General features: G+C 70.9%; 17 protein-coding genes, 1 other RNA gene and 1 riboswitch. Of the genes, 12 read left to right on the top strand and 6 right to left on the bottom strand.

Annotated elements, in window-relative coordinates:
* Positions 1-8: 8 nt before the first annotated feature.
* The 6 genes from EOD42_RS05170 (at position 9) to ssrA (ending at position 8,805) form a co-directional block, all read left to right on the top strand.
* Positions 9-965, top strand: a complete 957-nt coding sequence (locus EOD42_RS05170) for an ABC transporter substrate-binding protein (RefSeq protein ID WP_127786374.1) — start codon at positions 9-11, stop codon at positions 963-965.
* Positions 966-976: 11 nt separating this feature from the next.
* On the top strand, positions 977-1,933 hold the full coding sequence (locus EOD42_RS05165) for an ABC transporter substrate-binding protein (RefSeq protein WP_127786373.1): 957 nt from the start codon (positions 977-979) through the stop codon (positions 1,931-1,933).
* On the top strand, positions 1,923-2,687 hold the full coding sequence (locus EOD42_RS05160; protein WP_206020240.1) for an ABC transporter ATP-binding protein: 765 nt from the start codon (positions 1,923-1,925) through the stop codon (positions 2,685-2,687). Before EOD42_RS05165 ends, EOD42_RS05160 begins: the two co-directional genes overlap by 11 nt.
* Positions 2,684-3,433, top strand: coding sequence for an ABC transporter permease (locus EOD42_RS05155; RefSeq protein WP_206020239.1), 750 nt, complete (start codon positions 2,684-2,686; stop codon positions 3,431-3,433). The genes EOD42_RS05160 and EOD42_RS05155 overlap by 4 nt, the downstream gene beginning before the upstream one ends.
* A gap of 197 nt (positions 3,434-3,630) precedes the next feature.
* Positions 3,631-8,481: a DUF4011 domain-containing protein gene (locus EOD42_RS05150; protein WP_127786371.1), complete on the top strand. Its 4,851-nt coding sequence runs from the start codon at positions 3,631-3,633 to the stop codon at positions 8,479-8,481.
* A gap of 1 nt (position 8,482) precedes the next feature.
* Positions 8,483-8,805: a transfer-messenger RNA gene (ssrA, locus tag EOD42_RS05145) on the top strand.
* 161 nt (positions 8,806-8,966) lie between these two features.
* Here the strand turns inward: ssrA and EOD42_RS05140 are convergent.
* From EOD42_RS05140 to EOD42_RS05125, 4 genes are all read right to left on the bottom strand, one after another.
* Entirely contained in the window at positions 8,967-9,536 is a 570-nt protein-coding gene (locus tag EOD42_RS05140; RefSeq protein WP_127786370.1) for a class I SAM-dependent methyltransferase, read from the bottom strand.
* A gap of 88 nt (positions 9,537-9,624) precedes the next feature.
* On the bottom strand, positions 9,625-10,824 hold the full coding sequence (locus EOD42_RS05135; protein WP_127786369.1) for a cupin domain-containing protein: 1,200 nt from the start codon (positions 10,822-10,824) through the stop codon (positions 9,625-9,627).
* A gap of 3 nt (positions 10,825-10,827) precedes the next feature.
* Positions 10,828-11,307 (bottom strand): hypothetical protein, encoded by a 480-nt coding sequence (locus EOD42_RS05130; RefSeq protein WP_127786368.1) that lies wholly within the window; start codon positions 11,305-11,307, stop codon positions 10,828-10,830.
* Positions 11,308-11,412: 105 nt separating this feature from the next.
* Entirely contained in the window at positions 11,413-11,868 is a 456-nt protein-coding gene (locus EOD42_RS05125) for a hypothetical protein (protein WP_127786367.1), read from the bottom strand.
* Between the two features lie 256 nt (positions 11,869-12,124).
* Here EOD42_RS05125 and EOD42_RS05120 point away from each other — a divergent pair, with 256 nt between their 5' ends.
* The 3 genes from EOD42_RS05120 (at position 12,125) to EOD42_RS05110 (ending at position 15,711) form a co-directional block, all read left to right on the top strand.
* Positions 12,125-12,841 (top strand): SapC family protein, encoded by a 717-nt coding sequence (locus tag EOD42_RS05120; RefSeq protein ID WP_127786366.1) that lies wholly within the window; start codon positions 12,125-12,127, stop codon positions 12,839-12,841.
* A 313-nt stretch (positions 12,842-13,154) separates the two neighbouring features.
* Entirely contained in the window at positions 13,155-13,967 is an 813-nt protein-coding gene (locus EOD42_RS05115) for a formate/nitrite transporter family protein (RefSeq protein WP_127786365.1), read from the top strand.
* 19 nt (positions 13,968-13,986) lie between these two features.
* The gene (locus EOD42_RS05110; protein WP_127786364.1) at positions 13,987-15,711 is read left to right on the top strand and encodes a bifunctional protein-serine/threonine kinase/phosphatase; all 1,725 of its coding nucleotides are present in this window, start codon (positions 13,987-13,989) and stop codon (positions 15,709-15,711) included.
* Here EOD42_RS05110 and EOD42_RS05105 read toward each other — a convergent pair.
* A complete protein-coding gene (locus tag EOD42_RS05105; RefSeq protein WP_127786363.1) occupies positions 15,708-16,532 on the bottom strand; it encodes a GNAT family N-acetyltransferase in 825 nt (274 codons plus the stop codon). The two genes, EOD42_RS05110 and EOD42_RS05105, sit on opposite strands and share 4 nt — an antisense overlap.
* Positions 16,533-16,579: 47 nt before the next feature.
* Between EOD42_RS05105 and lysA the strand changes: the two genes are divergently transcribed.
* Positions 16,580-17,920, top strand: coding sequence for a diaminopimelate decarboxylase (lysA, locus tag EOD42_RS05100; protein WP_127786362.1), 1,341 nt, complete (start codon positions 16,580-16,582; stop codon positions 17,918-17,920).
* Positions 17,917-20,436: a DUF4175 domain-containing protein gene (locus tag EOD42_RS05095; RefSeq protein ID WP_127786361.1), complete on the top strand. Its 2,520-nt coding sequence runs from the start codon at positions 17,917-17,919 to the stop codon at positions 20,434-20,436. Before lysA ends, EOD42_RS05095 begins: the two co-directional genes overlap by 4 nt.
* Before the next feature lie 233 nt (positions 20,437-20,669).
* Here the strand turns inward: EOD42_RS05095 and EOD42_RS05090 are convergent, their stop codons facing one another.
* A complete protein-coding gene (locus EOD42_RS05090; protein WP_127786360.1) occupies positions 20,670-23,435 on the bottom strand; it encodes a [protein-PII] uridylyltransferase in 2,766 nt (921 codons plus the stop codon).
* A gap of 123 nt (positions 23,436-23,558) precedes the next feature.
* Here EOD42_RS05090 and EOD42_RS05085 point away from each other — a divergent pair, with 123 nt between their 5' ends.
* On the top strand, positions 23,559-23,831 hold the full coding sequence (locus tag EOD42_RS05085; RefSeq protein ID WP_164867790.1) for a PGPGW domain-containing protein: 273 nt from the start codon (positions 23,559-23,561) through the stop codon (positions 23,829-23,831).
* 27 nt (positions 23,832-23,858) lie between these two features.
* Positions 23,859-23,997, top strand: a riboswitch (TPP riboswitch).
* Positions 23,998-24,014: the final 17 nt, after the last annotated feature.

The following is a 24,014-nucleotide window of genomic DNA, read 5'->3' as shown; positions in this document are numbered from 1 at the left end:
AGCCGCCCATGCAGCGCCGTGCCCTGCTTGCCTCTGCCCTCGCCACGCCGGCCGTCGCCCGCGCCCAGGCGACGGAGCGCGTGCGCGTGGCCGTGTTCGACGTGACCTCGGCGCTGCCCTTCTATGTCGCGCGGGAGCGCGGGATGTTCGCCCGCCAGGGCATCGAGATCACGACCATCCCGCTGCAGACCCACCCGCTGATCGTGCAGGCGCTGGTCGCGAATGAGGCCGATGCCTGTTCCAACCTGGTCACGCTGGAAGCCGCCAACATCAACCAGCGGCGCGCCAACAGCGTCATCTACTTCGCGCTGAACGGGCAGAACGAGCAGTTCCGGATGGAACAATTCGTCGTCCGCCCCGACAGCGCGCGGCGCAGCCTGACGGACCTCCGCGGCGCGCGCATCGCCTCCGCGCCCGGCCCCGCCAACATGGCCGCGGCCCGCGGGGTTCTGGCGGCCGCGGGCCTCGGCCCGAATGACTACACCCTGACCGAACAGCCCATGGGCGTGCATATCGGCGCCGTGCAGTCGGGCCAGTTCGACGCCGCCTATACGCTGGAACCGGTGGGCACGGTGGGCCAGCGCGCCGGCGCCTTCCGCCTGCTGGAGGCCGGCGTCATCTCCACCCATCTGCTGGGCCGCAAGGACGCCAAGGCCTTCGCGGCGGGCGCCGGTTTCTCCGGCAAGTACCTGGCGGAAAAGCCCGCCGTGGCCGCCCGCTTCGCCACCGCCTGGGCCGAGGCGCTGGCCGCCATCCGCACCGACCCCACCACCCTGTCCTATCTGACGAGCCACCTGAACACGCCGGCCGACCTCGCGGCCAGCGTGCCGCTGCTGGCCTACACCATGGTCAAGGACATGACCCCGCAGGACCGGCAGGACCTGCAACGCTTCGTCGACATCGCCGTGCAGCAGGGCGTGCTGCGCGGGGCCATCGACACCTCCACCTTCATCCGCGCCTTGTAGGAGAAGCCACCATGCACCGCCGAGCCCTTCTGGGTGCGAGCCTGCTCGCGCCAACGGTACTGCGCGCCCAGACGCTGGACCGCGTGCGCATCGCGCTGTTCAACGTCACCTCCGTGCTGCCCTACTACACCGCGATCGAGCGCGGGATCTTCGCCAGGCACGGCATCGAATGCGTGACGCAGACGCTGCAGACCCCGGTGCTGATCGTGCAGGCCATGGTCTCGGGCGAGGCGGACGGCACCTCGAACCTGGTGACGCTGGAGGCCGCGAACATCAACGCGCGGCGCCCCGGCAGCGCGGTGTTCTTCTCCATGGTGGGGCAGAATTCCGAGAACGTGATGGAGCAGTTCGTGGTGCGCCCGAACAGCACCGCACGGACCGTGGCCGACCTCAAGGGCGCGCGCATCGCCTGCGCGCCAGGCCCCGCCAACATGGCCGCGGCCCGCGGCTGCCTGGCGGGTGCCGGCCTGGCGCCGGCCGACTACACGCTGACGGAACAGCCCATGGGCGTGCATGTCGGCGCCGTGCAGTCGGGCCAGTTCGACGCCGCCTATACGCTGGAACCCGTCGCCACGGTGGGTGAGCGCGCGGGCGTGTTCCGCCGCCTGGAAACCGGCGTCATCGCCAAATACATCCTGGGCCGGCCGGAGGGTAAGGCGTTTGCCGCCGGCACCGGCTTCACCCAGCGTTTCCTCGACCAGAAGCCCGACGTCGCCCGCCGCTTCGCGCTGGCGTGGGAGGAAGCGATCACCCTGATCCGCACCGACCCCACCACGCGCCAGTACCTGACCAGCCACATCAACGTGCCCGCGCCGCTCGCCGAGCATGTGCCCCTGCTGGCCTACGTCCTCATCAAGAACTTCACCGCGTCGGACCGGCAGGACATGCAGCGCTTCGTGGACTTCGCCGTGCGCCAGGGCGTGGTGCGCCAGAACGTCGATATCGAGAGCTTCATCCGTGCCCTCTAGGCCCGCCCTATCCGTCCGGGGCCTGCAAAAGGCCTTCGGCGGGCAGCCGGTCTATTCGGGCTTCGACCTGGACGTGCGCCAGGGCGAGATCCTGGCCATCTTCGGCCCCAACGGCTGCGGCAAATCCACCCTGATCAACATGGCCGCCGGGTTGATGCCGGTGGATGGCGGGACCATCCTGTTCGACGGCCGCACGGCGCGTGAGGCCGGCATCGGCTACGTGTTCCAGAACTACCGCGAGGCGTCCTTCCCCTGGATGACCACCGCCGACAACATCCGCTACCCGATGCGCCGCAAGGGCATGGCCAGGCGCGACATCGAGGCGCGGCTGGATCACCTGAAGGCCGAATTCCGCGTCCGCTTCGACCTCAACCGCTACCCGTATGAGCTCTCGGGCGGGCAGCAGCAGCTCGCCTCCATCATGCGCGCGCTGGCCGTGCAGCCGGAGGTGCTGTTCCTCGACGAACCCTTCTCCGCGCTGGACTACGAGACCACCCTCTCCCTGCGCACCTTGTTGCAGGAGGTGCTGAAGCGCCTGTCCATCACCACCATCCTGGTCAGCCATGACCTGGAGGAAAGCATCGCGCTGGCCGACCGCGTGCTGATGCTGACCCGCCGCCCCACCACCATCGCGGATGACATGCCCGTGCCCCTGCCCTGGCCCCGCACGCCCGACACCCTGAGCGACCCCGCCTTCGTCGCGCTGAAGAAGCGCGCGCTCGATGTCTTCACCGCCTCGGTCGCCGTGGCATGAGGGCGATCCTTCCCCCCATTTTCGGCGCGCTGGGCTTCATCGTGTTCTGGTGGGTGGCCGTGCTGCTGAAGGTGGCCGACCCCGTGCTGCTGCCCAGCCCCGCCGAGACCCTGCGCGACACCATCGACGGCTTCCGCAACGGCCCGCTGCTGTTCGACACCTGGCGCACCATCTGGCGCACCATCCAGGCCTTCCTGATCGCGACCGCGATCGGCGTGCCGCTCGGCGTGGCCCTTGGCGCGCGGGAGCGCATCTACCGCGCCGTCGAGTTCGTGGTGGACTTCTTCCGCTCCACCCCTGCCTCCGCGCTGTTCCCGCTGTTCCTGATCCTGTTCGGCGTGGGTGAGGGCACCAAGATCGCGGTGGCCGCCTTCGGCGCCGCGCTGGTGATCCTGTTCAACGCCGCCTATGGCGTGATGAACGCCCGCCGCACCCGCGTGCTGGCCGCGCGCGTCATGGGCGCCTCAGAGGGCCGCATCCTGTGGGATGTGATGCTGTGGGAGGCGATGCCGCAGATCCTGGTCGGCATGCGCAGCGGCATCTCGCTGGCCCTCGTCATCGTCGTGGTCGCGGAAATGTTCATCGGCAGCACGGACGGGCTGGGCCAGCGCGTGATCGTGGCGCAGACGCTATTCGAGACCGGGCTGATGTATGGGGTGATCTTCATCGCGGGCGCACTGGGGTATTCGCTGAACCTGCTGTTTCTGGTGGCTGAGAAGCGCCTGGTGCATTGGGCAGGAAAATAGGCGAAGCGTCTTTGTTCTTTTTTATAAAAAAGAACCAAAAAATTTCTGTCTTATATGTGATGTCTCGGGGGTTAAGGCAGCACCTTACCTTCCAGGCGCCATCAAACTAACGAAGTCTTTTTGCTTCTTTTTCTTCAGAAAAAGAAGAACAACTCCAGCCCCTTGGTCCTCAGCACCCACCCTGATACCCTCCCCGGGTGCCAGACATCGACATCGCCGCCCGCGCCTATGAGGAGCTCCGCGAACGCCTGGTGGACCGCAGCCGCCGCAACCGGCTGCTGCATTTCCCCCATGGCTCACGCGGCGCCGGCATCCGCATCGTGGATGAACAGCCCGAGGCGGTGCTGAAGCGCCTGCGCGACGACAAGGCGCTGCGCTTCAAGGGCCTACCCGAGCCCGAGCCCAACCCCCGCGACGAGGACAATGACGAGTTCCGTGCGGCGCTCGAAGCCGCCCGCGCGACCGACGAGGCCTATCGCCGTGACCACGCCGCCGCCGATGCCGACAACGCGGTGGCCGTGGCGCGCGTCGAACGCGCCCTGCGTGACCGCGTCCGCGCTGCGCGCGGCATGCCGCCCCGGCCGGAGCGCCGCAACCTCGACCTCGCGGCCTGGGCGAAGGAACATGGCGTCGAACCGTCCTTCGACATGCCGCCCGCCGCCGAGGCCGCACCCGACAAGCATAAGGACGACGCCCTCCAGACCCTGCTGTTCCCCGACCAGCTGCGCGCCCAGCTCGGCTCGCTCAGGAACCGCGTGCGCGGCATCGAGCAGGAAACCGGCGTCGCCACGCTGCACCTCGCCCTCGGCTTCCTGGAATGGTTCGAGAGCGAGCGCGACGACAAGCCCTGCGTCTCGCCCCTGCTGCTGCTGCCGGTGGCGCTGGAGGGCAAGCGCGGGCGTGGTGGCGAGGAGGAGTTCCGCCTGACGGCCACCGACGGCACGCCGGTCGGCAATCTCAGCCTGGAACTGCGCCTGCGCGACGATTTCCGCTTCGCCCTGCCCGCGCTGGACGCCGAGGCCGAGAACCCCGCCGAAACCTATCTGGCGGCGGTGGCAGAGGCGGTGAGATCCCGCCCGCGCTGGCGCGTGCGGCGCTTCATCACGCTGGCCCCCTTCAGCTTCGCGCGCATCGCCATGTACCGCGACCTGGAGCGCGCGAACTGGGCCGCACCGCCCACGGACCACAGCCTGGTGCGCCCCCTGCTGCGCGCCGGCTCCACCGCCGGCGAGGGCGACGACTTCGCCCAGGAATACGACATCGACGCGCCTGAATCCGTCAGGCTGGCCCCGGTGCTGGTGCAGGATGCCGACAGCAGCCAGCACAGCGCCATCATCGACGCCATGCAGGGCCGCTCGCTGGTCATCGAGGGGCCGCCCGGCACCGGCAAATCCCAGACCATCGCGAACCTGATCGCCAACGCGCTGTATCACGGCAAATCCGTGCTGTTCGTGGCCGAGAAGATGGCCGCGCTGGAGGTAGTGAAGCAGCGGCTGGACCGCGTGGGCCTCGGTGCCTTCTGCCTGTCGCTGCACTCGGCGGGCGCGCGCCCGGCAGCCGTGATCGAGGCCCTGCGCCAGCGCGACGCCCTGCCCCGCACGGCCCCCGCCGGCAACGCCGCCAGCCTGGCCGAAGCCGCCCGCGCCAAGACCGAGATCGACCACCACCTGGCCGTGATGCACGCCAAGGCGGGGCCCGAGGATGAGACCGTCCATGACCTGATCGGCCGCCTGGCGGAGCTGGGGCGGCAATACCCGGCGCTGCCCGGGCTGCTGCGCGGCGTGGTGCTGCCCGCCCCCGGCGATGCGGCCGCCCCGCGCCTGGCGCGCCGCAAGCTGGAAGCCGTGCAGGCCGCCGCCCAGGGCTTCGACCCCGCCGCCTCGCCCTTCGCCGGGCTGGCCCGCTCAGACCTGTTCCCCGAGGAACGGGAGAAGCTGCTGGCCGGCATCGCCACCCTGGCGCCGCTGGCCACCGCCGTGGAACAGGCCGGCAGCGTGCTGGCCGCCCGGCTGGGTGCGCCCGTGACGGACATGCGCGCGACGCTGGAGGCCCTGACCCGCCTGCCGGAACCGCCCGCCGACCGTTCCCTGCTGCCCGGCCTCGCCGCATCCGGCGCCATCGACGCGCTGCTGGCGCTGGATGCCGCACAGGCGCGGCTGGACGCGGCGGGCGTGCAGGGTGACGGCGCGGACCTCGCCCCCCTGGCCGACCTGGCCGAGGGGCTGGGCGACGCGCCCCTCTCCACCCTGCCGCAGCTGCTGGCCCAGGCCGAGACGGAGGCCGCGGGCCTCGCCGCCCAGGCGCAGGCCGTGCTGGCGCTGGGCGTGCCCGCCACGTCCGACATCGGCGCCATCCGCCGCGCGGCGCGCGCCGCCCAGGCCGCCGCCGCCCTGCCGCCCGAGGCCATCGCGCATCGCCGCCCGGGGCTTGAGGCCCATGCCGCCGTGCTGGCCGACGGCGCCGCCCGCCAGCGCCGGCTGCGCGACACGCTGCTGGGCATCGAGAAGTTCGACCTGACCCGCGCCGATGCGCAGAAGCTGCGGGAGGCCGCCGCCACGCTGCGCGCCTCCGACGGCATGCTGGCCTTCCTGAAGGCCGATGTGCGCGAGGCGCGCTATCTGTTCGAGGACCGCTGGCGCACCGAGCCCCGCCCGCCGCGCAACCAATGGCCCGCCCTGCTGGAACAGGCGGCGGAGGCAGCGGCGCTGCGGGAATCCCTGTTCTCCGACGCCGCGCTGCGCGCCCTGCCCGGCGCGCTGGACCCGCGCGAGGCACCGCTGGCCGCCATGGCCGAGGCCGCCGCCTGGCAGGCCCGGCCCGAGGCCGCCCCCCTGCTGGCCGCAGCACCCGAGGAAGTGCAGCGCCTGGCCGCCCTGGCCGCCCCTGCCACCGCGTTGCTGGCCTTCCTGGACGGCACCGGCCTGCCGGACGACAAGCCCTGGGCCGCCGCGCAATCCCTGCTGGCGGAGCGCGGCGACCGGCTGAAGCGCATCGCGGCGCTGACCGCCGGGCTGAACCCCGCCCTGCGCCTGTCGGAGCTGCCCGCCCTGGCCCGCGCCGCCGCCACCCGCGACGCCGCGCCCAGCGTGCCGGAACGCGGGCTGCTGCGCGCCACGGCGGGCTTCGTCATGGCCCTGCGCGCCGTCCTGCCCAACCCCGGCCCCCTGCTGGCCGATGGCTGGACCGATGCCGCGCGGCAGCTGCGCCAGGTGGCCGATGTGCTGCGGATGGCCCTGCCGAAGCTGGACAGCGAAATGGCCGCGCTGGCGCCGCTGGGCCTGCCGGCCGGCACCGGCGCCGCCACCCTGCGCGCCATGCAGGCAGCGCCCGAGGGGCTGGGCCAATGGCTCGCCTATGCCCGCACCCGCGCCGAGGCGATGGAAGACCCGCTGGCCGGCCCCGTGCTGGCCGCGCATCCGCCCCAGGGCTTGGGGCCCGCCCTGGACTGGGCCCTGGCCTGGAACGCCGTGCGCCCCCGCGCGGAGGCCGAGCGCGCCGTGTTCAGCCGCCCCGGCGCCCAGCTCTCGGCGCTGCGCCAGGGCTTCGCCGCGGCCGACCGGGAGCGCATCAGGAACGCCGCCGGCGCCGTCACCGCCGAATGCCAGAAGCGCCCCATCCCCAAGGGCAGCGCGGAGGGCAGCCGCCGCCAGTGGCGCGGAGAGCCGCTGCTGCAGAACGAGATGGGCAAGAAGCAGCGCTTCATCCCCGTGCGCGAGCTGATGGCCCGCGCCGCCGATGCCGTGCTGGCCCGCGCGCCCTGCCTGATGATGTCGCCGCTGACGGTCGCACAATACCTGAAGCCCGACGGGCTGCGCTTCGACCTGGTGGTGATGGACGAGGCCAGCCAGATCAAGCCCGAGGATTCCGTGGGCGCCCTGCTGCGCGGCGCGCAATGCGTGATCGTGGGCGATTCCAAGCAGCTGCCCCCCACCAACTTCTTCGACCGCTCCCTGCTCGACGACGAGGAGGATGAGGAGGACGAGGCCGCGCTGTCAGCCGAGGACAAGGTGGAGGCCGAGAGCATCCTCGATCTCGCCAGCCGCGCCTTCCGGCCCGGGCGGCGCCTGCGCTGGCATTACCGCAGCCAGCATGAATCGCTGATCGCCTTCTCCAACCAGGAATTCTACGACGGCAACCTGGTGGTGTTCCCCGCCGCCCGCGCGCCCTCGGCCACGCTGGGCATCGAGCTGGTGCAGGTGAACGGCCACTGGCGCAGCAAAGTGAATGTCGAGGAAGCCCAGGCGATCGCGAAGGCCTCCGTCGAGTTCATGAAGGCGAACCCCGGCCTCAGCCACGGCATCGTGGCGATGAACCAGCCGCAGAAGGAACTGATCGAGGCCGAGCTGGCCCGCCTGACCCGCGACGACGAGGCCGCCGCCCAATACGCCGATGCCTGGGAAGCGAAGCTGGAACCGCCCTTCGTGAAGAACCTGGAAAACGTCCAGGGCGACGAGCGGGACGTGATCATGATCTCGCTGGGCTGGGGCCGCACCCCGCAGGGCGTGATGTACCAGCGCTTCTTCCCGGTGAACCGCGCGCAGGACGGCCATCGCCGCCTGAACGTGCTGTTCACCCGCGCCAAGCGGAAGATCATGCTGTTCGCCTCCCTGCAGGCCGAGGACATCGTGGTGGAGCCCGGCCGCACCGCGCGCGGCGTGCAGGTGCTGAAGGATTATCTGCTCTATGCGCGCGAGGGCCGGGCCGACCCCGCCCGGCCTGACCCCGCGGCCGCCGAACAGGCGCCCTTCGAGGCCTCGGTCGCCGCCGCCCTGCGCGCGAAGGGCCATGAGGTCGCGCTGTCCCTCGGCGTGGCCGGCTATCGCATCGACATCGCGGTGAAGCGGCAGGGGCGCTTCGTGCTGGGCATCGAATGCGATGGTGCCACCTATCACGACGCCCGCAGCGCGCGCGACCGCGACAGGCTGCGCCAGGATGCGCTGGAGCGGCTGGGCTGGAAGCTGGCGCGGGTGTGGTCCACCGACTGGTTCCAGGACCCGGCGGCCGAAACCGAGCGCCTGTGCCGCGAAATCGAGAAGGCGGCAGGCTAGCCCCCTCGATTCCGGCGGGGCGGCACGCTATATGCCCCCTGTCACCTTCGGGGACTATGGCGATAAACGCCGTGTGGAATAAGCGTTACGGACCCGGGGGCAGTGCCCGGCGTCTCCACCAATTTCCCGCCCAGGATCGTGGGGCGCGTGTGGGGACGAAACAGCTTCGACGTGCGCGGTAAAGACACGGTTTTTGCCCGGCATTGTACCGCCGTTATCGGGCTAAATCACAAGTGCCAACGATAACAGCCGTGAGGCTGTGGCGCTCGCTGCCTAATAGGTAAGCGCGGTCCGGGGGGAACCGGGCAACAGAATCCCCCCACTTGAAAAGCCCGCTGCAAGGCGGGCTTTTTCAGTGGATTGTTCCCGCCCTCAGACGCCGGGCGCGGCCTCCGGCCGCTTGGCTTTCGGCGCGCCGCCCGCGTGCCCGGCCCGACAGCCTTATGGGCGCCGCCCGGCGCCGTGCGCCGGGGAAATGGGTGAGTTCAGAAACTCGCGGCCAGGATGTAGTAGGGCGGCTGGCGGAACGCCGGCCGCAGATCCGGCCGGTCCGTGAAGCGCGTGAAGCCCGCATCGGCCAGCATCTGCCGCGTCTCGGCCGGCGTGTGCACGAAGAACTTCTTGTGCGGCGTGAAGATCGCCTTGCTGTAGCGGTCGATGGTGCCGGCCACCCCGGTCGGGTCGGGGTCCGCCACCAGCATGGTGCCGCCGGCCCGCAGGCGCTGCCGCGCCAGGCTGAAGATCTCGCGCACGATCTCCTTCGGCAATTGCAGGATCACGCCGAACAGCATCGCCAAGTCGAAGGGCGGTTCCGTCAGCGGAATGTGGCTGGTGTCCGCCACATCGGCGCCCACACCCGGCTCCGGGTTCACGATCACCAGCCGGGCACCCGCCGGCAGCACCGCCTGCGCCTTGAAGCCATGCGCCGTGCCGCCGATGTCCATCACCCGCCCGCCGGCCGGCACGTAATCCCGCACGATGCGCGCCACGATCTGCGGATGGCTGGAGGGCGAGGCCCCGTTGAACACCGCCCCGCCGCCGAAATTGCTGCCCATTGCCCGCGCCCTCCCGTGGAAGGCGCAGGCTAGGCGGGCGGGCAGGCGCCGCGCATCGTCAGATCGCGCGACGCCAGCGGGAAGTTGATCAGGCCGCTTCCAGCAGCCCGTTGCGGTTCAGCGCCTGCATGAACTCCAGCGCGCCCTCGCCCAGCTCATCGGCCGAGGCACCCTCCGTCAGCGCCTCCAGCCAGCCCAGCTCGGCCTCGTTGAGCGGGATGTTGCCGCAGGTCCAGTGCAGGGCGGCCATCCCATCGGGGGTGATGGCCACATGGTGGTGCATGCCGTCGGCCATGCGCAGGCGCCGCGCGGGGTCGATCGGGGCGGGGAACAGCCCGCGCGCCGGCAGGGGCTGCCGGTCCTCGTTCAGCCCGTCCAGCAGCATCACCGACAGGCGTTCCGCCTGGGCCTGGCCGGCCAGGCCGCGCAGGCGCTCGGCCATCTGTTCCAGCAGCAGCGCGATGCCCTCCGGCCCGCCCAGCCGCCAGGTGGGCACGGCATGGCGCAGGGCCGGGTTCTCCGCTTCCTCGGCCGCGATCAGCCGGCCCAGCAGATCACCCCAGCCGACCTCGACGAAGCCCAGCGTGATGTGCAGCGAAGGCTCGTCGCCCTCGGTGGCCGCGTCATGCATGATGCCGCGCGGGATATACAGCGCCTCTCCCGGCTCCAGCACGAACACATGCGGCTCGCCCTCCGGCGCCACGTCGCCGGGCCAGGGGGTGTTACGGGTGGCGTATTCCAGCCCCGGCTTGTCCCACACGCGCCAGCGCTTGCGGCCGGAGACCTGCATCACCAGCACATCATGCGTGTCGTAATGGGTGCGGAAGCCCTGGGCGCCACGGGGCGTCAGGTAGATGTTCGTCTGCATCCCGTGCAGGAAGAACTTCTCCAGCCCCCGGCAGAAGCGCGCCAGCGGCGGGTGCGTGTCCTGGAACTGGGACAGCACGAGCGACGCGCCCTTGTCGAAGCGGTGATACAGGCGCGGCAGGTCCACGCGCCCGTCCGGCAGGGCGTATTCCTCCGTCGGCACGGCGGCGCTGCCCTGGCGGCTGTCATCGGCCATGGCCACGCGCGGGCTGCGCGCGCCGTCGGTGCGCAGATAGGCGTCGATATCCGCCAGGCTCAACAGATGCGCGAAGCGCTGGGCGCCCCGCGCGGGAAAATGCTTCCACGCCGTGCCCTCACGCAGGGCCAGTATCTCCTCCGGCGCCAAGCCGACGAAGGCGAGGCCCACGGCCTCCTCCGTCAGCGAAGGGTCGGGCTGCTGGGTCACGGCGTCATGCGGCATGGATCAGTAGCCCCGGCGGCCACGGCCCACGCCGTCACGCGGGTCGCTGTCGGTCAGGCCGCTGCGATAGCCGCCGCGATACCCGCCGCGCCCGTTGCCCGGGCCGTCGCTGGGGTCGGCATCCGTGATGCCCGTGCCGCGCCGGCCGCCACGGCCGTTGCCGGGCCCGTCGCTCGGGTCCGCATCGGTGATGCCGGTGCGATAGCCGCCGCGATACCCGCCACGGCCGTTGCCCACGCCGTCATTCGGGTCGCTGTCGGTGATGCCGGTGCCGCGACGATAGCCGCCGCGCCCGTTGCCCGGGCCGTCATTGGGGTCGGCATCCGTGATGCCCGTGCCGCGATAGACGGGGGCCGGCGCATAGCCGACGGGCTGCGCGGGCACACAGGCGGCGGTGGCGCCAGCAGCGCCCAGCACCGTCAGCCTGACCACCAGTTGGCGACGCCCCAGACGTGGCTTGTTCTCGTTGTTATCGTCGCTCATGGGCGTTTCTTCCTGCCTGCCGTGAAGTGAGGTGGGTGGAACCTTCCGTTACATTTGGCCATGGGCGGCACGGGCCGTCCATGGCCTGAAACGATGACGCGGCGCCTACTTGCCGCCGCGGCGGTAGCCGCCACGGCCGTTGCCCGGCGAATCGTTGGGGTCGTTGTCGGTCAGGCCGGTGCCGCGGCGCCCGCGCCCGTTGCCGGGCGAATCATTGGGGTCGCTGTCCGTCAGGCCGGTACCGCGGCGGCCACGACCGTTGCCGGCGCCGTCGTTCGGGTCACTGTCCGTGATGCCGGTGCCGCGCGGGCGATAGCCGCCACGGCCGTTGCCGGCACCGTCGCTCGGGTCGTTGTCGGTGATGCCGGTGCCGCGCCGGCCGCCACGGCCACGGCCGGGGCCGTCGCTGGGGTCCGCATCGGTGATGCCGGTATAGGGCTGGGCCGCCGCGTCGCCAGGCAGCAGCGCGCCCACGGCGGCACCCGCCGCGCCGGCCGCCGCCACGCCACGCACCACCAGCAATCGCCTGCCGAGCGCCGGCTTCTTCTCTTCATCTGCCATTGGGTTGTCCTGTCTGGTCTGCCTGGATGGCGCGACTGGAATCTCTGCCAGTCGATTGTCCTTTGCAAGTGTTTCCAAAATCTTGCGGCGGAACTGTGGCGCCAGGCGGTTGAATTCGCCGTTACGGCGAAGCTTCGGCCAAGTCCTCTACCGGATTTCGACGACGCCATTTCATCGGTTCGCATGATGCAACGCCGCATTCCCTTGCGCCGTTCCGCCCCCGACCCCACAACCACCCGATATCGGGAGGATCGACATGACCGGCGAGACCACGCTGCTGCCTTCGCTCTATCGCGCGCTGGAACCCGTGACGCCCGAGCGCCACGGCACGCTGCGCCTTCGCGACGCGGGCTACGGTTTCGCGGCCGAACTCGCCGCCGTGCCCGTCGCGCAGGAGGAAATGGCCGTCGCCGGCCGCCACCACCCCGTGGTGTTCACGGCGGAGGCCCCGCACATGCCGGTGGCCATCATGGGCCTCACGCCCGGCCGCAACCCCCATGTCGGCCCGGACGGCAGCTGGCCCGAGGGGCTCTACATCCCCGCCTATCTGCGCCGCTATCCCTTCTTCCTGGCCCGCCTGCGCGACGGGGCAGAGGACATGGCCCTGTGCCTGGACCCCACCGCCGCCCAGCTCTCCGGGGAAGGAGAGCCCCTGTTCGAGGCCGGCAAGCCCGCCCCCGCGCTGGACAAGGCCTTCGCCTTCACCCGCGACCTGGAACGCGCCATGCAGCGCACCCGCACCATGTGCGAGGCCCTGAACACGCTGGGCCTGCTGCAGCCCGCCGCCGTGCAGTTCCAGCGCGACGGCCAGCCCACCAAGATCGAGGGCTTCCGCGCCATCCAGAAAGAGGCGTTCTCCCGCCTCGACGGCGCCCAGCTGACCGAGCTGCGGGACAAGGGCTATCTGGAGGCCGTCTACGCGCACCTCTTTTCCATGGCCGAGCTGCCCAAAATGGCGGCAATCGCGGCCTAGCCCTCCAATCTGCCCCGACATTACGCAAATATATGTTGTTTTGTGCCATCTGGCCCGATATGTCCAAAAAACAGGCTGATCGGGGCAAGGGCGTTCCGGTCGGCATAAGCGCTGCAACCACGGGCCAAGGGCGGTCCGCCGTCTGAGGACAGGGTCTCCGTGCAGCAGGCCGGTTCATTCCGGCCTTGCCCGTTTCCTTCCCGCCATCATCGCACCGGCAAGCCCGGTACCGCGCCTGCTGCCCGGCAGGACGCGCGGATGAGGGCGCGGGCGCGGGTATCGCCCACCACGCTTCCCTCTGGAGAAATCGAGCATGTCTTACCTGGCGCCCCAGGAATTCGTGACCAAGATGATCGACGCCGGCGAGGCGAAGGTCTTCATGTCCACCCGCGACACCTTCATCCGCGCCTATATGGCGGGCGCGATCCTGGCCCTGGCCGCCGCCTTTGCCGTGACCATCACGGTGCAGACCGGCCAGCCGCTGGTGGGCGCCATCCTGTTCCCGGTGGGCTTCTGCCTGCTGTACCTGCTGGGCTTCGACCTGCTGACGGGCGTGTTCACCCTCGTGCCGCTGGCCGTGATCGACAAGCGCCCGGGCGTGACCGTGGGCGGCATGCTGCGCAACTGGACCATCGTGTTCTTCGGCAATTTCGCGGGCGCGCTGACCGTCGCGGTCATGATGGCCATCATCTTCACCTTCGGCTTCACGGAGGCACCGAACGCCGTCGGCCAGCGCATCGGCAGCATCGGTGAGGGCCGGACCGTCGGCTATGCCGCCCATGGCGCCGCCGGCATGCTGACGCTGTTCATCCGCGGCGTGCTCTGCAACTGGATGGTGTCCACCGGCGTGGTCGCGGCCATGATGTCCACCTCCGTCTCCGGCAAGGTGATCGCCATGTGGATGCCCATCATGGTGTTCTTCTACATGGGCTTCGAGCATTCGATCGTGAACATGTACCTGTTCCCCTCGGGCCTGATGCTGGGCGGTCACTTCTCCTTCTGGGACTACATGCTGTGGAACGAGATCCCGACCGTGATCGGCAACCTGGTGGGCGGCATCACCTTCGTGGGTCTCACGCTGTATTCCACCCATGTCCGCACCGCGCCCAAGCGCAAGCCCGCCTGAGCACAAGGGTTCCCGGCCGATGACCGCCGCGCTGCGCATCTCGGCCGGGCAGTATTCCGACAAGGGCCGCAAGGAAGCCAACCAGGACTTCCACGGCCTGCTGGTGCCCGAGGACGCGCTGCTGCGCGCCAAGGGCATCGCCGTCGCCCTGGCGGACGGCATCAGCTCCAGCGCCGTCGGCCACATCGCCGCCGAGACGGCGGTGAAAAGCTTCCTCAACGACTACTACTGCACCTCCCCCGCCTGGACGGTCCGCACCTCCGCCCAGCGGGTGATCGCGGCCACCAATTCCTGGCTGCATGCCCAGACGCGCTCCGCCATGGGCACGGAGGACATGGACAAGGGCTATGTCTGCACCCTGTCCGTGCTGGTGCTGGCCTCCGCCACCGCGCATCTGCTGCATGTGGGCGACAGCCGGATCTATCGCCTGGCCGGCCAGTCGCTGGAACAGCTGACGGAGGACCACCGCGTCATCGTCTCCTCCCGGCAATCCTATCTGGGCCGGGCGCTGGGGGCCGCGCGCGAGGTGGACATCGACTATCACGCCGAGCCCGTCTCGCCCGGCGACGTGTTCCTGCTGGTGACCGACGGCGTCTATGAGCACGTCCCCCCGCGCGACATCGCCCGCATCGTCCATGAGGGCACGGCCGACCTGGACGCCGCCGCCCGGCGCATCGCGGAGGCGGCGCTGGAGGCCGGCAGCACGGACAATCTGACCGTCCAGCTGATCCGCGTCGACGCCGTGCCCGCCCCCGACGCGGCCGAGGCCCTGACCCTGGCCGAGGCCCTGCGCCTGCCGCCCGCGCTGTCCCCGCGCATGGAATTCGACGGCTACCGCATCCAGCGCCAGCTGCACGCCAGCGCGCGCTCCCATATCTGGCTGGCCGAGGACATGGCCGATGGCGCGCTGGTCGCGCTGAAGGTCCCCTCCGTCGACCTGCGTGAGGACGCGGCCTATCTGAAGCGCTTCATGCTGGAGGAATGGGTCGCGCGCCGGGTGGACAGCGCCCATGTGCTGCGCCCGCGCGGCCGCCCCGGAGAGCAGCGCTACCTCTACGTCGTCAGCGAATACATCGAGGGCCAGACCCTGTCCCAATGGATGCGCGACAACCAGCACCCCACGCTGGAACAGGTGCGCGACATCGTGGAGCAGGTGGCGCGCGGCCTGCGCGCCTTCCACCGCAAGGAAATCCTGCACCAGGACCTGCGGCCCGAGAACATCATGATCGACCGCACCGGCACGGTGAAGATCATCGATTTCGGCTCCACCCGCGTGGCCGGCGTGGCCGAGGCGGCCGGCACCCCGGAGGAGGCCGAGATCCTCGGCACGGTCCAGTTCACCGCCCCCGAATACTTCCTGGGCGAGGCCGGGACCCCGCGCTCGGACCTGTTTTCGCTGGGCGTCATCGCCTATCAGATGCTGACGGGGCGGCTGCCCTATGGCGCGGCGGTGGCGCAGGCCCGCAGCCGTGCCCAGCAGCGCCGCCTGCGCTACCAGCCGGCCTCAGAGGACCATCGCCATGTGCCGGCCTGGCTGGATGCGGCGCTGGAAAAGGCGGTCGCGGTGGACCCCGCCGACCGCTACGAGGAATTGTCGGAGTTCCTGTTCGACCTGCGCCACCCCAACACGGCCTTCGGCGCGCCGCGCCCGCTGCTGCAGCGCAATCCGCTGCTGTTCTGGCAGGCCAGCTGCGCGGTGCTGGGCGTGACGGTACTGGCGCTGCTGTACCGGCTCTACACCTAACCCAGCTCGAAGCTCGCGACCCCGAACAGCCGCGCGCGGTCGATGGCGGGGGCAGGGCCCGCATACATGCGCGCCGTCTCGAACACCTTTTCCATGCCCGCCTCGCGCGCCAGGGCCACGGCGGGGGCGTGGTCCTCCGGCACGTCCAGCGTCAGGGGGCCGGGGGCCTGTGCCGCCAGGCCCTGGAACAGCAGGCGCGCGCCCGCCGCATCGGGCGCCAGCAGCGGGCCTATCTTGTGGCCCTCGCGGCAGGGGCGCAGCGCGGCCAGCCCCGCGCCGCCCGGCAGCGCCACCGCCACATGGCCCGGCGTCTCGATCCAGGCACGCAGGAAGGCCGGGCGCGGCGTGCCGAAGCACGCGGCGTCCAGCGCCACCAGCGCGCCGAAATCCACCGCCGCCGCCGGCACCACGCCCTGCGGCACGGGCCAGCGCGGCGCCCGGGCCACCGTGTAGCGCGCGTTGTTCCAGGCCAGCGCGAAGCCCGATTTCCGGTAATTCTCCTGCTGGGCCACCACCCCATCCAGCCCGATCACGCGCCCTTCCAGCCGCGCCATCGCCGCCTGCCACAGCGCGAAGCCCAGGCCCCGCCCCCTGATCGCGGGGTCCGCGATATAGAAGCCGATGAAGCCCATCTCGGCCCCATAGCGCACGGCGCTGATGCAGCTGCGCGCCACCCCCGCTTCCTCCAGCACCAGGAAGGCACCGGGGTCCTCAGCCAGGAAGGCCGGAACATCGTCCAGCCCCGGGTTCCAGCCCTCCCGGGCCGCCCATTCGACGGGCAGGGTCATCTCGGCGGTGGAAAGGCTGCGGATATTGGCCATGCTGCGTCATACCATCCCGCGCCGGCTTCCTATATGGTGCCGTGCAAATGGCACTCGACGCTGCATACACCACCCCCGACCCCTCCCTGCCGGAGCTTCTGGCCGAACGGCCCATGCTGCGCATGGACCCCTCTGCCGGCCTGCTGATGGAGGAAGTGCCGCTGGCGCGCATCGCCGCCGCCGTGGGCACCCCCACCTGGGTCTATTCCGCCACCACGCTGCGCAGCCGCGCCCGCGCCCTGCTGGGCGCGCTGAAGGACGCGGCCCTGCCGGCCGAGGTGCATTTCGCCGTCAAATCCAATCCCAACCTGGCCATCCTGTCCCTGCTGGCGGCCGAGGGCTGCGGCGCCGACGTGGTCAGCGAGGGCGAGCTGCGCCTGGCCCGCGCCGCCGGCATTCCGGGGCACCACATCGTCTTCTCCGGCGTCGGCAAGACAGAGCGCGAGATGCGCCTCGCGATCGCGGAGGACATCCACCAGATCAACCTCGAAAGCGCCGAGGAAGCGGTCATGCTGTCGGCGCTGGCGGAATCGCTCGGCCGGCGCATGCGCGTGGCCCTGCGCGTGAACCCGGACGTGGATGCCGGCACGCATGAGAAGATCACGACCGGCAAGGCCGAGAACAAGTTCGGCGTCGCCATCGAGGAAGCGCCCGAGCTGTACGCCCGCCTGTGCCGCATGCCGGGGCTGGAGGTCATGGGCCTGGCCGTGCACATCGGCAGCCAGATCACCGGCGGCGTGCGCCCCTATGTCGCGGCCTATCGGCGCCTGGGTGAGCTGGTCTCCGCGCTCCGCGCCCAGGGCCTGCCCGTGCCGCGCGTGGATTGCGGCGGCGGCCTCGGCATCGCCTATCGCGACGAGCAGCCGGCCTCCCCCGCCGCGCTGGCGGGTGCGATCCATGAGGGGCTCGGCAATCTCGGCCTGCAGCTGATGATCGAGCCCGGGCGCTGGCTGGTCGGCCCCGCCGGCATGCTGCTGTCCCAGGTCGTGATCGAGAAGCAGGCACCCGGCCGCCGCTTCGTCATCCTGGACGCCGCGATGAACGACCTGGCGCGGCCGGCCATGTACGGCGCCTGGCACGGCATCCTGCCGGTCTCTCCCGCCGCCTATCGCGCCCCTGCCAGCCCGGCCGACGTGGTGGGCCCGGTCTGCGAAAGCTCCGACACCTTCGCCGTCGCGCGGCCCCTGCCGGCCCTGCCGCCCGGTGAGCTGGTGGGCATCCTGGATGCCGGCGCCTATGGCGCGTCGATGAGCAGCACCTACAACTCCCGGCCCCTGGCCGCCGAGGTGCTGGTCGAGGGCAGCCAGTGGGCCGTGATCCGCGAACGCCAGGGCTTCGAGGCCCTGCTGGCCGGCCAGCGCCGTCCCGACTGGCTGGCCCCCGCATGACCCTGCCGCCGGGCCTGGAACGCCGCATCCTCCTCGCGCGGGTCGCGCTGGGGTGGGAGGCGTTGTGGCCCGGCGCATGGCCCATCCTGGGCGTGCTCGGCCTGTGGGCCGTCTTCGCCCTGCTCGACATCCCGGCCCTGATCCCCGGCTGGGTCCATGCCATTGTGCTGCTGGGCTTGCTGGGCGCGCTGGGCTGGTTCGGCTTCCGCGCCCTCCGCCGCGCCGCCATCCCCACCGAGCAGGCGGGCGAAAGGCGGCTGGAACATGCCTCCGGCCTCAGCCACCGGCCGCTGGCAGCCCTGCGCCACCAGGCCGAGGGCGGGGACGAGGTTTCCCAGGCCCTGTGGCTGCGCCACCAGCAGCGCGTGCTGGCCGGTCTGCGCCGGCTGCGCGTGGGCGCCCCGCGCCCTGGCCTGGCGAAGCGCGACCCCCGCGCCCTGCGCGCCGCCCTGCTGCTGGGGCTCATCGCCTCCGTCACCATCGCGGGCGACGACACCGCCGGCCGGCTGTGGCGCGGGGCGGTGCCGCGCTTCTCCGCCGGCTCCCCGCCCATTCCGGCCCGCATCGAGGCCTGGATCACGCCCCCCGCCTATACCGGCGCCGCCCCCATCTTCCTGCCCGCCCAGGGCGGAGATCTGACGGCGCCCGCGGGCAGCCGGCTGAACCTCTCCTTCTCGGGCCCGCCCGGCGCGGCGCCCGAATTGTCCGGGGCTGTCGGCGCGCATCCGCTGCAGCAGCTGGACACCACCAACTTCACCACGGAAACCCAGCTCGAACGCTCCGGCCTGCTGACGCTGGCGCGCGATGGCCGCACCGTCGCGGCATGGCGCCTGCAGCTGCAACAGGACACCCCGCCCCGCGCCACCTACCCGGAGGCGCCCGCGCGGTCCCAGCGGGGGCTGGCCATCCGCATCCCCTGGCGCGCGCAGGATGACTGGGGCGTCGCGTCGCTGCGCTTCTCCGCCCGGCTGACGGAACGCCCGGAAGCCGCCCCGCTGGAGCAGGACATCCCCCTTCCCGCCGGCCAGCCGCGCGATGCCTCGGGCGTGGCCCAGCCCGACCTGTCGGCGCATCCCTGGGCCGGGCTCGCGGTGCGCATCCGCCTGACGGCGCGCGACGGCGCCGACCAGCAGGGCCAGTCCGAGGAAGTCGAACTCACCCTGCCCGAGCGCAGCTTCAACCACGCCGTGGCCCAGCGCCTGGTCGCCATCCGCCGCGACCTGTCGCGCAACCCCATGGCCCGCGACAACGCCCGCCGCGCGCTGGAGGCCCTTTCGGCCGAACCCGATGCCTTCGAGGGCGACACCGCCACGGCGCTGGGCCTGCGCGTCGCGCGCAACCGCCTGTATGCCCGAGCGCCCGAAGCCGTGGAGGAAGCGCAGGAGCTGATGTGGGACATGGCCCTGGCGCTGGAGGAAGGCCGCGACGCCCGCACCGCCCGCGCCCTGCAACAGGCCGAGCAGGCCCTGCGCGAGGCCATGGAGGAAGCCGAGCGCCAGGGCGACCAGAACGAGCAGGAACGCACCGAGGTGCAGCGCCGCATCGAGGAGCTGCGCGAGGCGATCCGCCAGCACCTGGAGGCGATGGCCGAACGCCTGCAGCGCGAGAACGCGGAATCCATGCCCGAATCCCCGCGCAACCGCGGCCCGGAGCAGCGCGAGATGCAGCGCCGCACCGACCGCATGCGCGACGCCACGCGGGAGAACCGCATGCGCGACGCCCAGCGGGAGCTGGCGGAACTTCAGGAAATGCTGCGCGCCATGGAGCAGGGCCGCCAGCCGCGCGGCGAGAGTGCCGACCGCCAGCAGCGGCGTGAGCGCGGCCGCCAGCAGATGGGCGTGGTGCAGGACATGGTCCGCCGCCAGGGCGAGATGCTGGACAGCGCCGAGCGCCGCGCGGAAAACGCCGAGCGCGCCACCCGCGACGCCCGCCGCAACCCGCGCCCCGGCCAGCAGGCAGCCCCCGACACGCAGGCCGAACGCCAGACCGACGCCCGCCGCCAGCGCGCCCTGCGCCGCGCCCTGGGCGAGCTGATGCAGCAATACGGTGACCTGACGGGCGAGGTGCCGGAGGCGCTGGGCCGCGCCGACCAGGCCATGCGCGACGCCCAGGAAGCCCTGACCGGCAACCAGGACGCCCGCGACCCCCAGAACCGCGCCATCCGCGCCCTGCAGGAAGGCGGCCGCCAGATGTCGCAGCAGATGCAGCGCCAGTTCGGCCGCGACCCGGCAGGCGGCGAAGGCGAAGGCGAGGAATCCGACATGGCCGGCAACCCGGCCGAGGGCGGGCGGGGCGAGGGCGGCAACCGCGACCAGGGCGACGGCCGCGACCCGCTGGGCCGCCGCACCCGCGACGTGGGCGGCAACGCCGACCAGGGCAGCGACACCCGCGTGCCCGATGAGGCCGAGATGCTGCGCAGCCGGGAAATCCTGGAGGAGCTGCGCCGGCGCGGGGCCGAGCGCGGCCGCCCGCAGGAGGAGCTGGACTATATCGAGCGGCTGCTGCCGCAGTTCTGAGGAAGCCGGGGGCACTGCCCCCCCGCCAAGGGCTCTGCCCTTGGAACCCGCCAGGACCGTAGCGGCCCTGGACCCCGAGGAGCTTGGCGCTTCAGCCTGGAAGCGACTTTCTGATTGATTTTAATAAATCAAACGGCGCCAAACAATTATCAGGTCCAGGAGATATTATCTCCTGGCGGGGTTCCAAGGGGCGGCGCCCCTTGGCGGAAGCCCGGGGGCAGCGCCCCCGGCACTTACACCTCCACCATCTCCGGCGGCGTCAGCGCCTCCAGCAGGGACGACCGCAGCGGCCCCAGCTTGCGCTCATTCTCGACCTTCAGGCCGAAATTGTCCTTCACGTAGAACACGTCCACCGCACGCACGCCGTAGGTGGTGATGTGCGCCGACGCGATCTGGAAGCCGTGCCGGCTGATGGCCGCCGTCACGTCATGCAGCAGGCCCGGGCGGTCGCGCCCGTTCACCTCGATCACGGTGTGGGTGTTGCTCGCATGGTTGTCGACGACCACGCGCGGCGGCACCGTGACCGCGCGCAGCCGCGCGGGCTCGCGCCGCACCTTCCGGATTTCCTGCGTCAGCTTCAGCTTGCCGTTCAGCGCCTGTTCGATCAGCACGGACAGCTTGGCCAGCCGGTGCGGCTGGTCGAACGGCCCGCCGGAGCTGTCCTGCACCCAGAAGGTGTCCAGCGCCATGGAGTTGGTCAGCGTGTGGATGCGCGCATCCACGATGGTGGCCCCCGCCACGGCCAGCGCGCCGGAAATGCGGCTGAACAGGCCCGGGTGGTCCAGCGCATAGACCGTGATCTCGGTCACGGCGCGGGACCGCAGCACGGCGCTGCGCACGGTCAGCGGCGCCTTCTCGGCCTCCGCCTCACGCACGATGGAGGCATGGCGCGCATGGGTCTCGGCATCGAAGGACAGCCAGTAGCCGGAATATCCGAGCGACAGGAAGTGATCGAGGTCCTTCTGCGACCAGGCCGACATGGTCAGCTGCTCGGCGGCGGCTTCCTTGGCGCGGGCCACGCGCACGTCGCGCTCGGGCACGGTCAGCCCGCCGGCCAGCACCTCGGACACGCGCCAGTACACTTCGCGCAGCAGCGTGGCCTTCCAGCCGTTCCACACCTTGGGCCCCACGGCGCGCATGTCGCACACCGTCAGCACCAGCAGCAGGCGCAGGCGCTCCGGGGATTGGATGATGTCCGCGATGTCCAGGACGGTCTTGGGGTCCTCGATGTCGCGGCGGAAGGCGGTCTGGCTGATCAGCAGGTGGTGCAGCACCAGCCAGGAGACGGTCTCCGTCTCCTCCGGCGACATGCCGAGCTTGGGGCAGATCTCCTGCGCCAGGCGCGCGCCCAGCTCGCTGTGGTCGCCGCCGCGGCCCTTCGCGATGTCATGCAGCAGGGTGGCCACATACAGCGCACGGCGGGATTGCAGCTGGCCGATCAGCTCGCTCGCGACAGGCGCGATCTGGTCCAGCTGGTGCGCCTCCAGCTGCTGCAGCACGCCGATCGCCTGGATCGTGTGCTCGTCCACCGTGAAGACGTGATAGGTGTCGAACTGCATCAGGCCCACGATGCGGGCCCAGTCGGGCATGAAGCGGGACAGGAAGCCCGTCTCGTTCATCAGGCCCAGCCATTTGGGCGAATCCTTGCCCGTCAGCAGGTCCAGGAAGATGGCGTTGGCCTCTTCCTCGCCGCGCAGCTGCTCCACCTTGCGGGACTGGCGGATCAGCGCGCGGATGGCCAGCGGATGGATGTCCAGCGCGCGGTCGCGGGCGGCCCTCATGATGCGCAGCATCAGGATGGGCTCCTGCGCGAAATCGCGGTCGGGCGGGGCGGCCACCAGCTTGCCGTCGGCCAGGGCCAGGCCTTCCTTCTGCAGGTTGGCGTCGCCCTCCCTCCGGCGGGCCGGGGGGCCGAGGGCCGCGCGTTCCAGCGCCGGCTCCAGCACGCGCGTCAGGCGCAGCACCTCCCGGCTGGTCAGGAACAGGTGCTTCATGAACCGTTCCGCGCCGTCCTGCGGGCCGTGGCGCGTATAGCCCATGCGGGCCGCCAGCACCGGCTGCAGGTCGAAGGTCATGCGTTCCTCGGCACGGCCCGTGACGTAGTGCAGGTGGAAGCGGATGGTCCACAGGAAGTCCCAGGCGCGGCGGAAGGCGCGTGCCTCGCCCTCGGTCAGCAGGCCGCCGCCGGGGCTGTTCTCGCCCACCAGCTCATGCAGGCCGCAGGTGTTGAAGGCGTGGCGAGAGAGCCAGTACAGCGTCTGCAGGTCACGCAGGCCGCCGCGGCCTTCCTTCAGGTGGGGTTCCACCATGAAGGGCGTCTCGCCATAGCGCGCGTGGCGGGCGGCGCGCTCGGCGCGCTTGCCGGTCAGGAAGGGGCCCAGCCCGTCCTTCGCGCGCATCTTGGCGAATTCGGTGTTGAACTTGGTCCAGGTGGGCTCGTCGCCGCCCAGGAAGCGGCCATCGACCAGCGCGGTCTGAATGGTCAGGTCCTTGCGCGCATGCGCCAAGCAGTCCTTCACGCTGCGCGTCGCGTGGCCGACCTTCAGCCCCAGGTCCCACAGCAGGTACAGCATGAACTCCACCACGCGGGTGGTGCGGGTGCCCGGGCTGCTGGGCGAGAGGAACAACAGGTCGATATCGGAATAAGGCGCCAGCACGCTGCGGCCATAGCCGCCGGTGGCGATCAGCGCGAAAGGCTCCGGCTTGTCACGGAAGCCGCGCGGGATGGTGGCCAGCGCATAGGCATGGATGGACAGGATCAGCGCATCCATATGCGCCGACAGCTGCCGGGCCGCGGCCAGTCCCAGAAGCTCACGCGCCTCGAAGGCGCGCTGCACGCGGGCCTGCACGCCGCCGAGTTCGCTGCGCAGAAGCAATAGGGCGGTATCGCGCGCGACGGGGGTTCCGCCGGGCATCAGCCGGGATTTGAGTGCCGCTTCCTCGGCGGTGCAGAGGGCGTCCGAGCCCAGGGCGGCAGGCAGTGCCGCATCGGTTTTCATGCGCTGATCAATAATCCAGATGAAGGATGACAGGCTAGCTTGGTATTAGGGCTGTGAGGCGCGCTTTGCGCAAGGCTTATGCATATTGCATGGAGTTAATCTTTATCCCATATGGTGTGGCGCATGTTTGTTCGCAGACGTTCTCTGAAGCGCCGCATCGCCGGCATCGGACTGCTCCATGTGGGCGTGGCCGGCATCATCCTGCCTTTCCTGCATGGTGCCATCTTCCTGATGCTGGGGGTCTATGTCCTGCGCGACCAGTATAACTGGGCCTATCGCGCCGTGGGCCCGCTGGAGCGCCGCTTTCCGCGCATGATGGGCCGCATGGGCAGCATGGAAGAAAAGACCATGGCCTGGGTCGACCGGCAGGGCGCGCGCTTCCGCCGCCGCACTTGACCTTGCGCCGCACCCTGGCGCAGCATCCCGCCGTTCCAGGGGAGTCCCGGCAAAGGGGCTGAGAGGCTGTTGTCCGTCATTGGTTTCGACCAAGGGGCGGGCGCTACAGCGACCCTTCGAACCTGATCCGGGTCATGCCGGCGAAGGGACGGATACTATCAGCACCGCCATCGCAGACACCCG

This window comes from Rhodovarius crocodyli, assembly GCF_004005855.1.
Classification (GTDB): domain Bacteria; phylum Pseudomonadota; class Alphaproteobacteria; order Acetobacterales; family Acetobacteraceae; genus Rhodovarius; species Rhodovarius crocodyli.
Note: the sequence above shows the minus strand (reverse complement) of the source record. Positions and strands in the feature narration are given on the sequence as shown.

Bases quoted from the DNA above. Each gene is read 5' to 3' on its own strand.
- EOD42_RS05170 (WP_127786374.1), top strand. From the start codon at position 9: ATGCAGCGCCGTGCCCTGCTTGCCTCTGCCCTCGCCACGCCGGCCGTC.
- EOD42_RS05165 (WP_127786373.1), top strand. From the start codon at position 977: ATGCACCGCCGAGCCCTTCTGGGTGCGAGCCTGCTCGCGCCAACGGTA.
- EOD42_RS05155 (WP_206020239.1), top strand. From the start codon at position 2,684: ATGAGGGCGATCCTTCCCCCCATTTTCGGCGCGCTGGGCTTCATCGTG.
- EOD42_RS05140 (WP_127786370.1), bottom strand. From the start codon at position 9,536: ATGGGCAGCAATTTCGGCGGCGGGGCGGTGTTCAACGGGGCCTCGCCC.
- EOD42_RS05135 (WP_127786369.1), bottom strand. From the start codon at position 10,824: ATGCCGCATGACGCCGTGACCCAGCAGCCCGACCCTTCGCTGACGGAG.
- EOD42_RS05130 (WP_127786368.1), bottom strand. From the start codon at position 11,307: ATGAGCGACGATAACAACGAGAACAAGCCACGTCTGGGGCGTCGCCAA.
- EOD42_RS05125 (WP_127786367.1), bottom strand. From the start codon at position 11,868: ATGGCAGATGAAGAGAAGAAGCCGGCGCTCGGCAGGCGATTGCTGGTG.
- EOD42_RS05120 (WP_127786366.1), top strand. From the start codon at position 12,125: ATGACCGGCGAGACCACGCTGCTGCCTTCGCTCTATCGCGCGCTGGAA.
- EOD42_RS05115 (WP_127786365.1), top strand. From the start codon at position 13,155: ATGTCTTACCTGGCGCCCCAGGAATTCGTGACCAAGATGATCGACGCC.
- EOD42_RS05110 (WP_127786364.1), top strand. From the start codon at position 13,987: ATGACCGCCGCGCTGCGCATCTCGGCCGGGCAGTATTCCGACAAGGGC.
- EOD42_RS05105 (WP_127786363.1), bottom strand. From the start codon at position 16,532: ATGGCCAATATCCGCAGCCTTTCCACCGCCGAGATGACCCTGCCCGTC.
- lysA (WP_127786362.1), top strand. From the start codon at position 16,580: ATGGCACTCGACGCTGCATACACCACCCCCGACCCCTCCCTGCCGGAG.
- EOD42_RS05095 (WP_127786361.1), top strand. From the start codon at position 17,917: ATGACCCTGCCGCCGGGCCTGGAACGCCGCATCCTCCTCGCGCGGGTC.
- EOD42_RS05090 (WP_127786360.1), bottom strand. From the start codon at position 23,435: ATGAAAACCGATGCGGCACTGCCTGCCGCCCTGGGCTCGGACGCCCTC.
- EOD42_RS05085 (WP_164867790.1), top strand. From the start codon at position 23,559: ATGTTTGTTCGCAGACGTTCTCTGAAGCGCCGCATCGCCGGCATCGGA.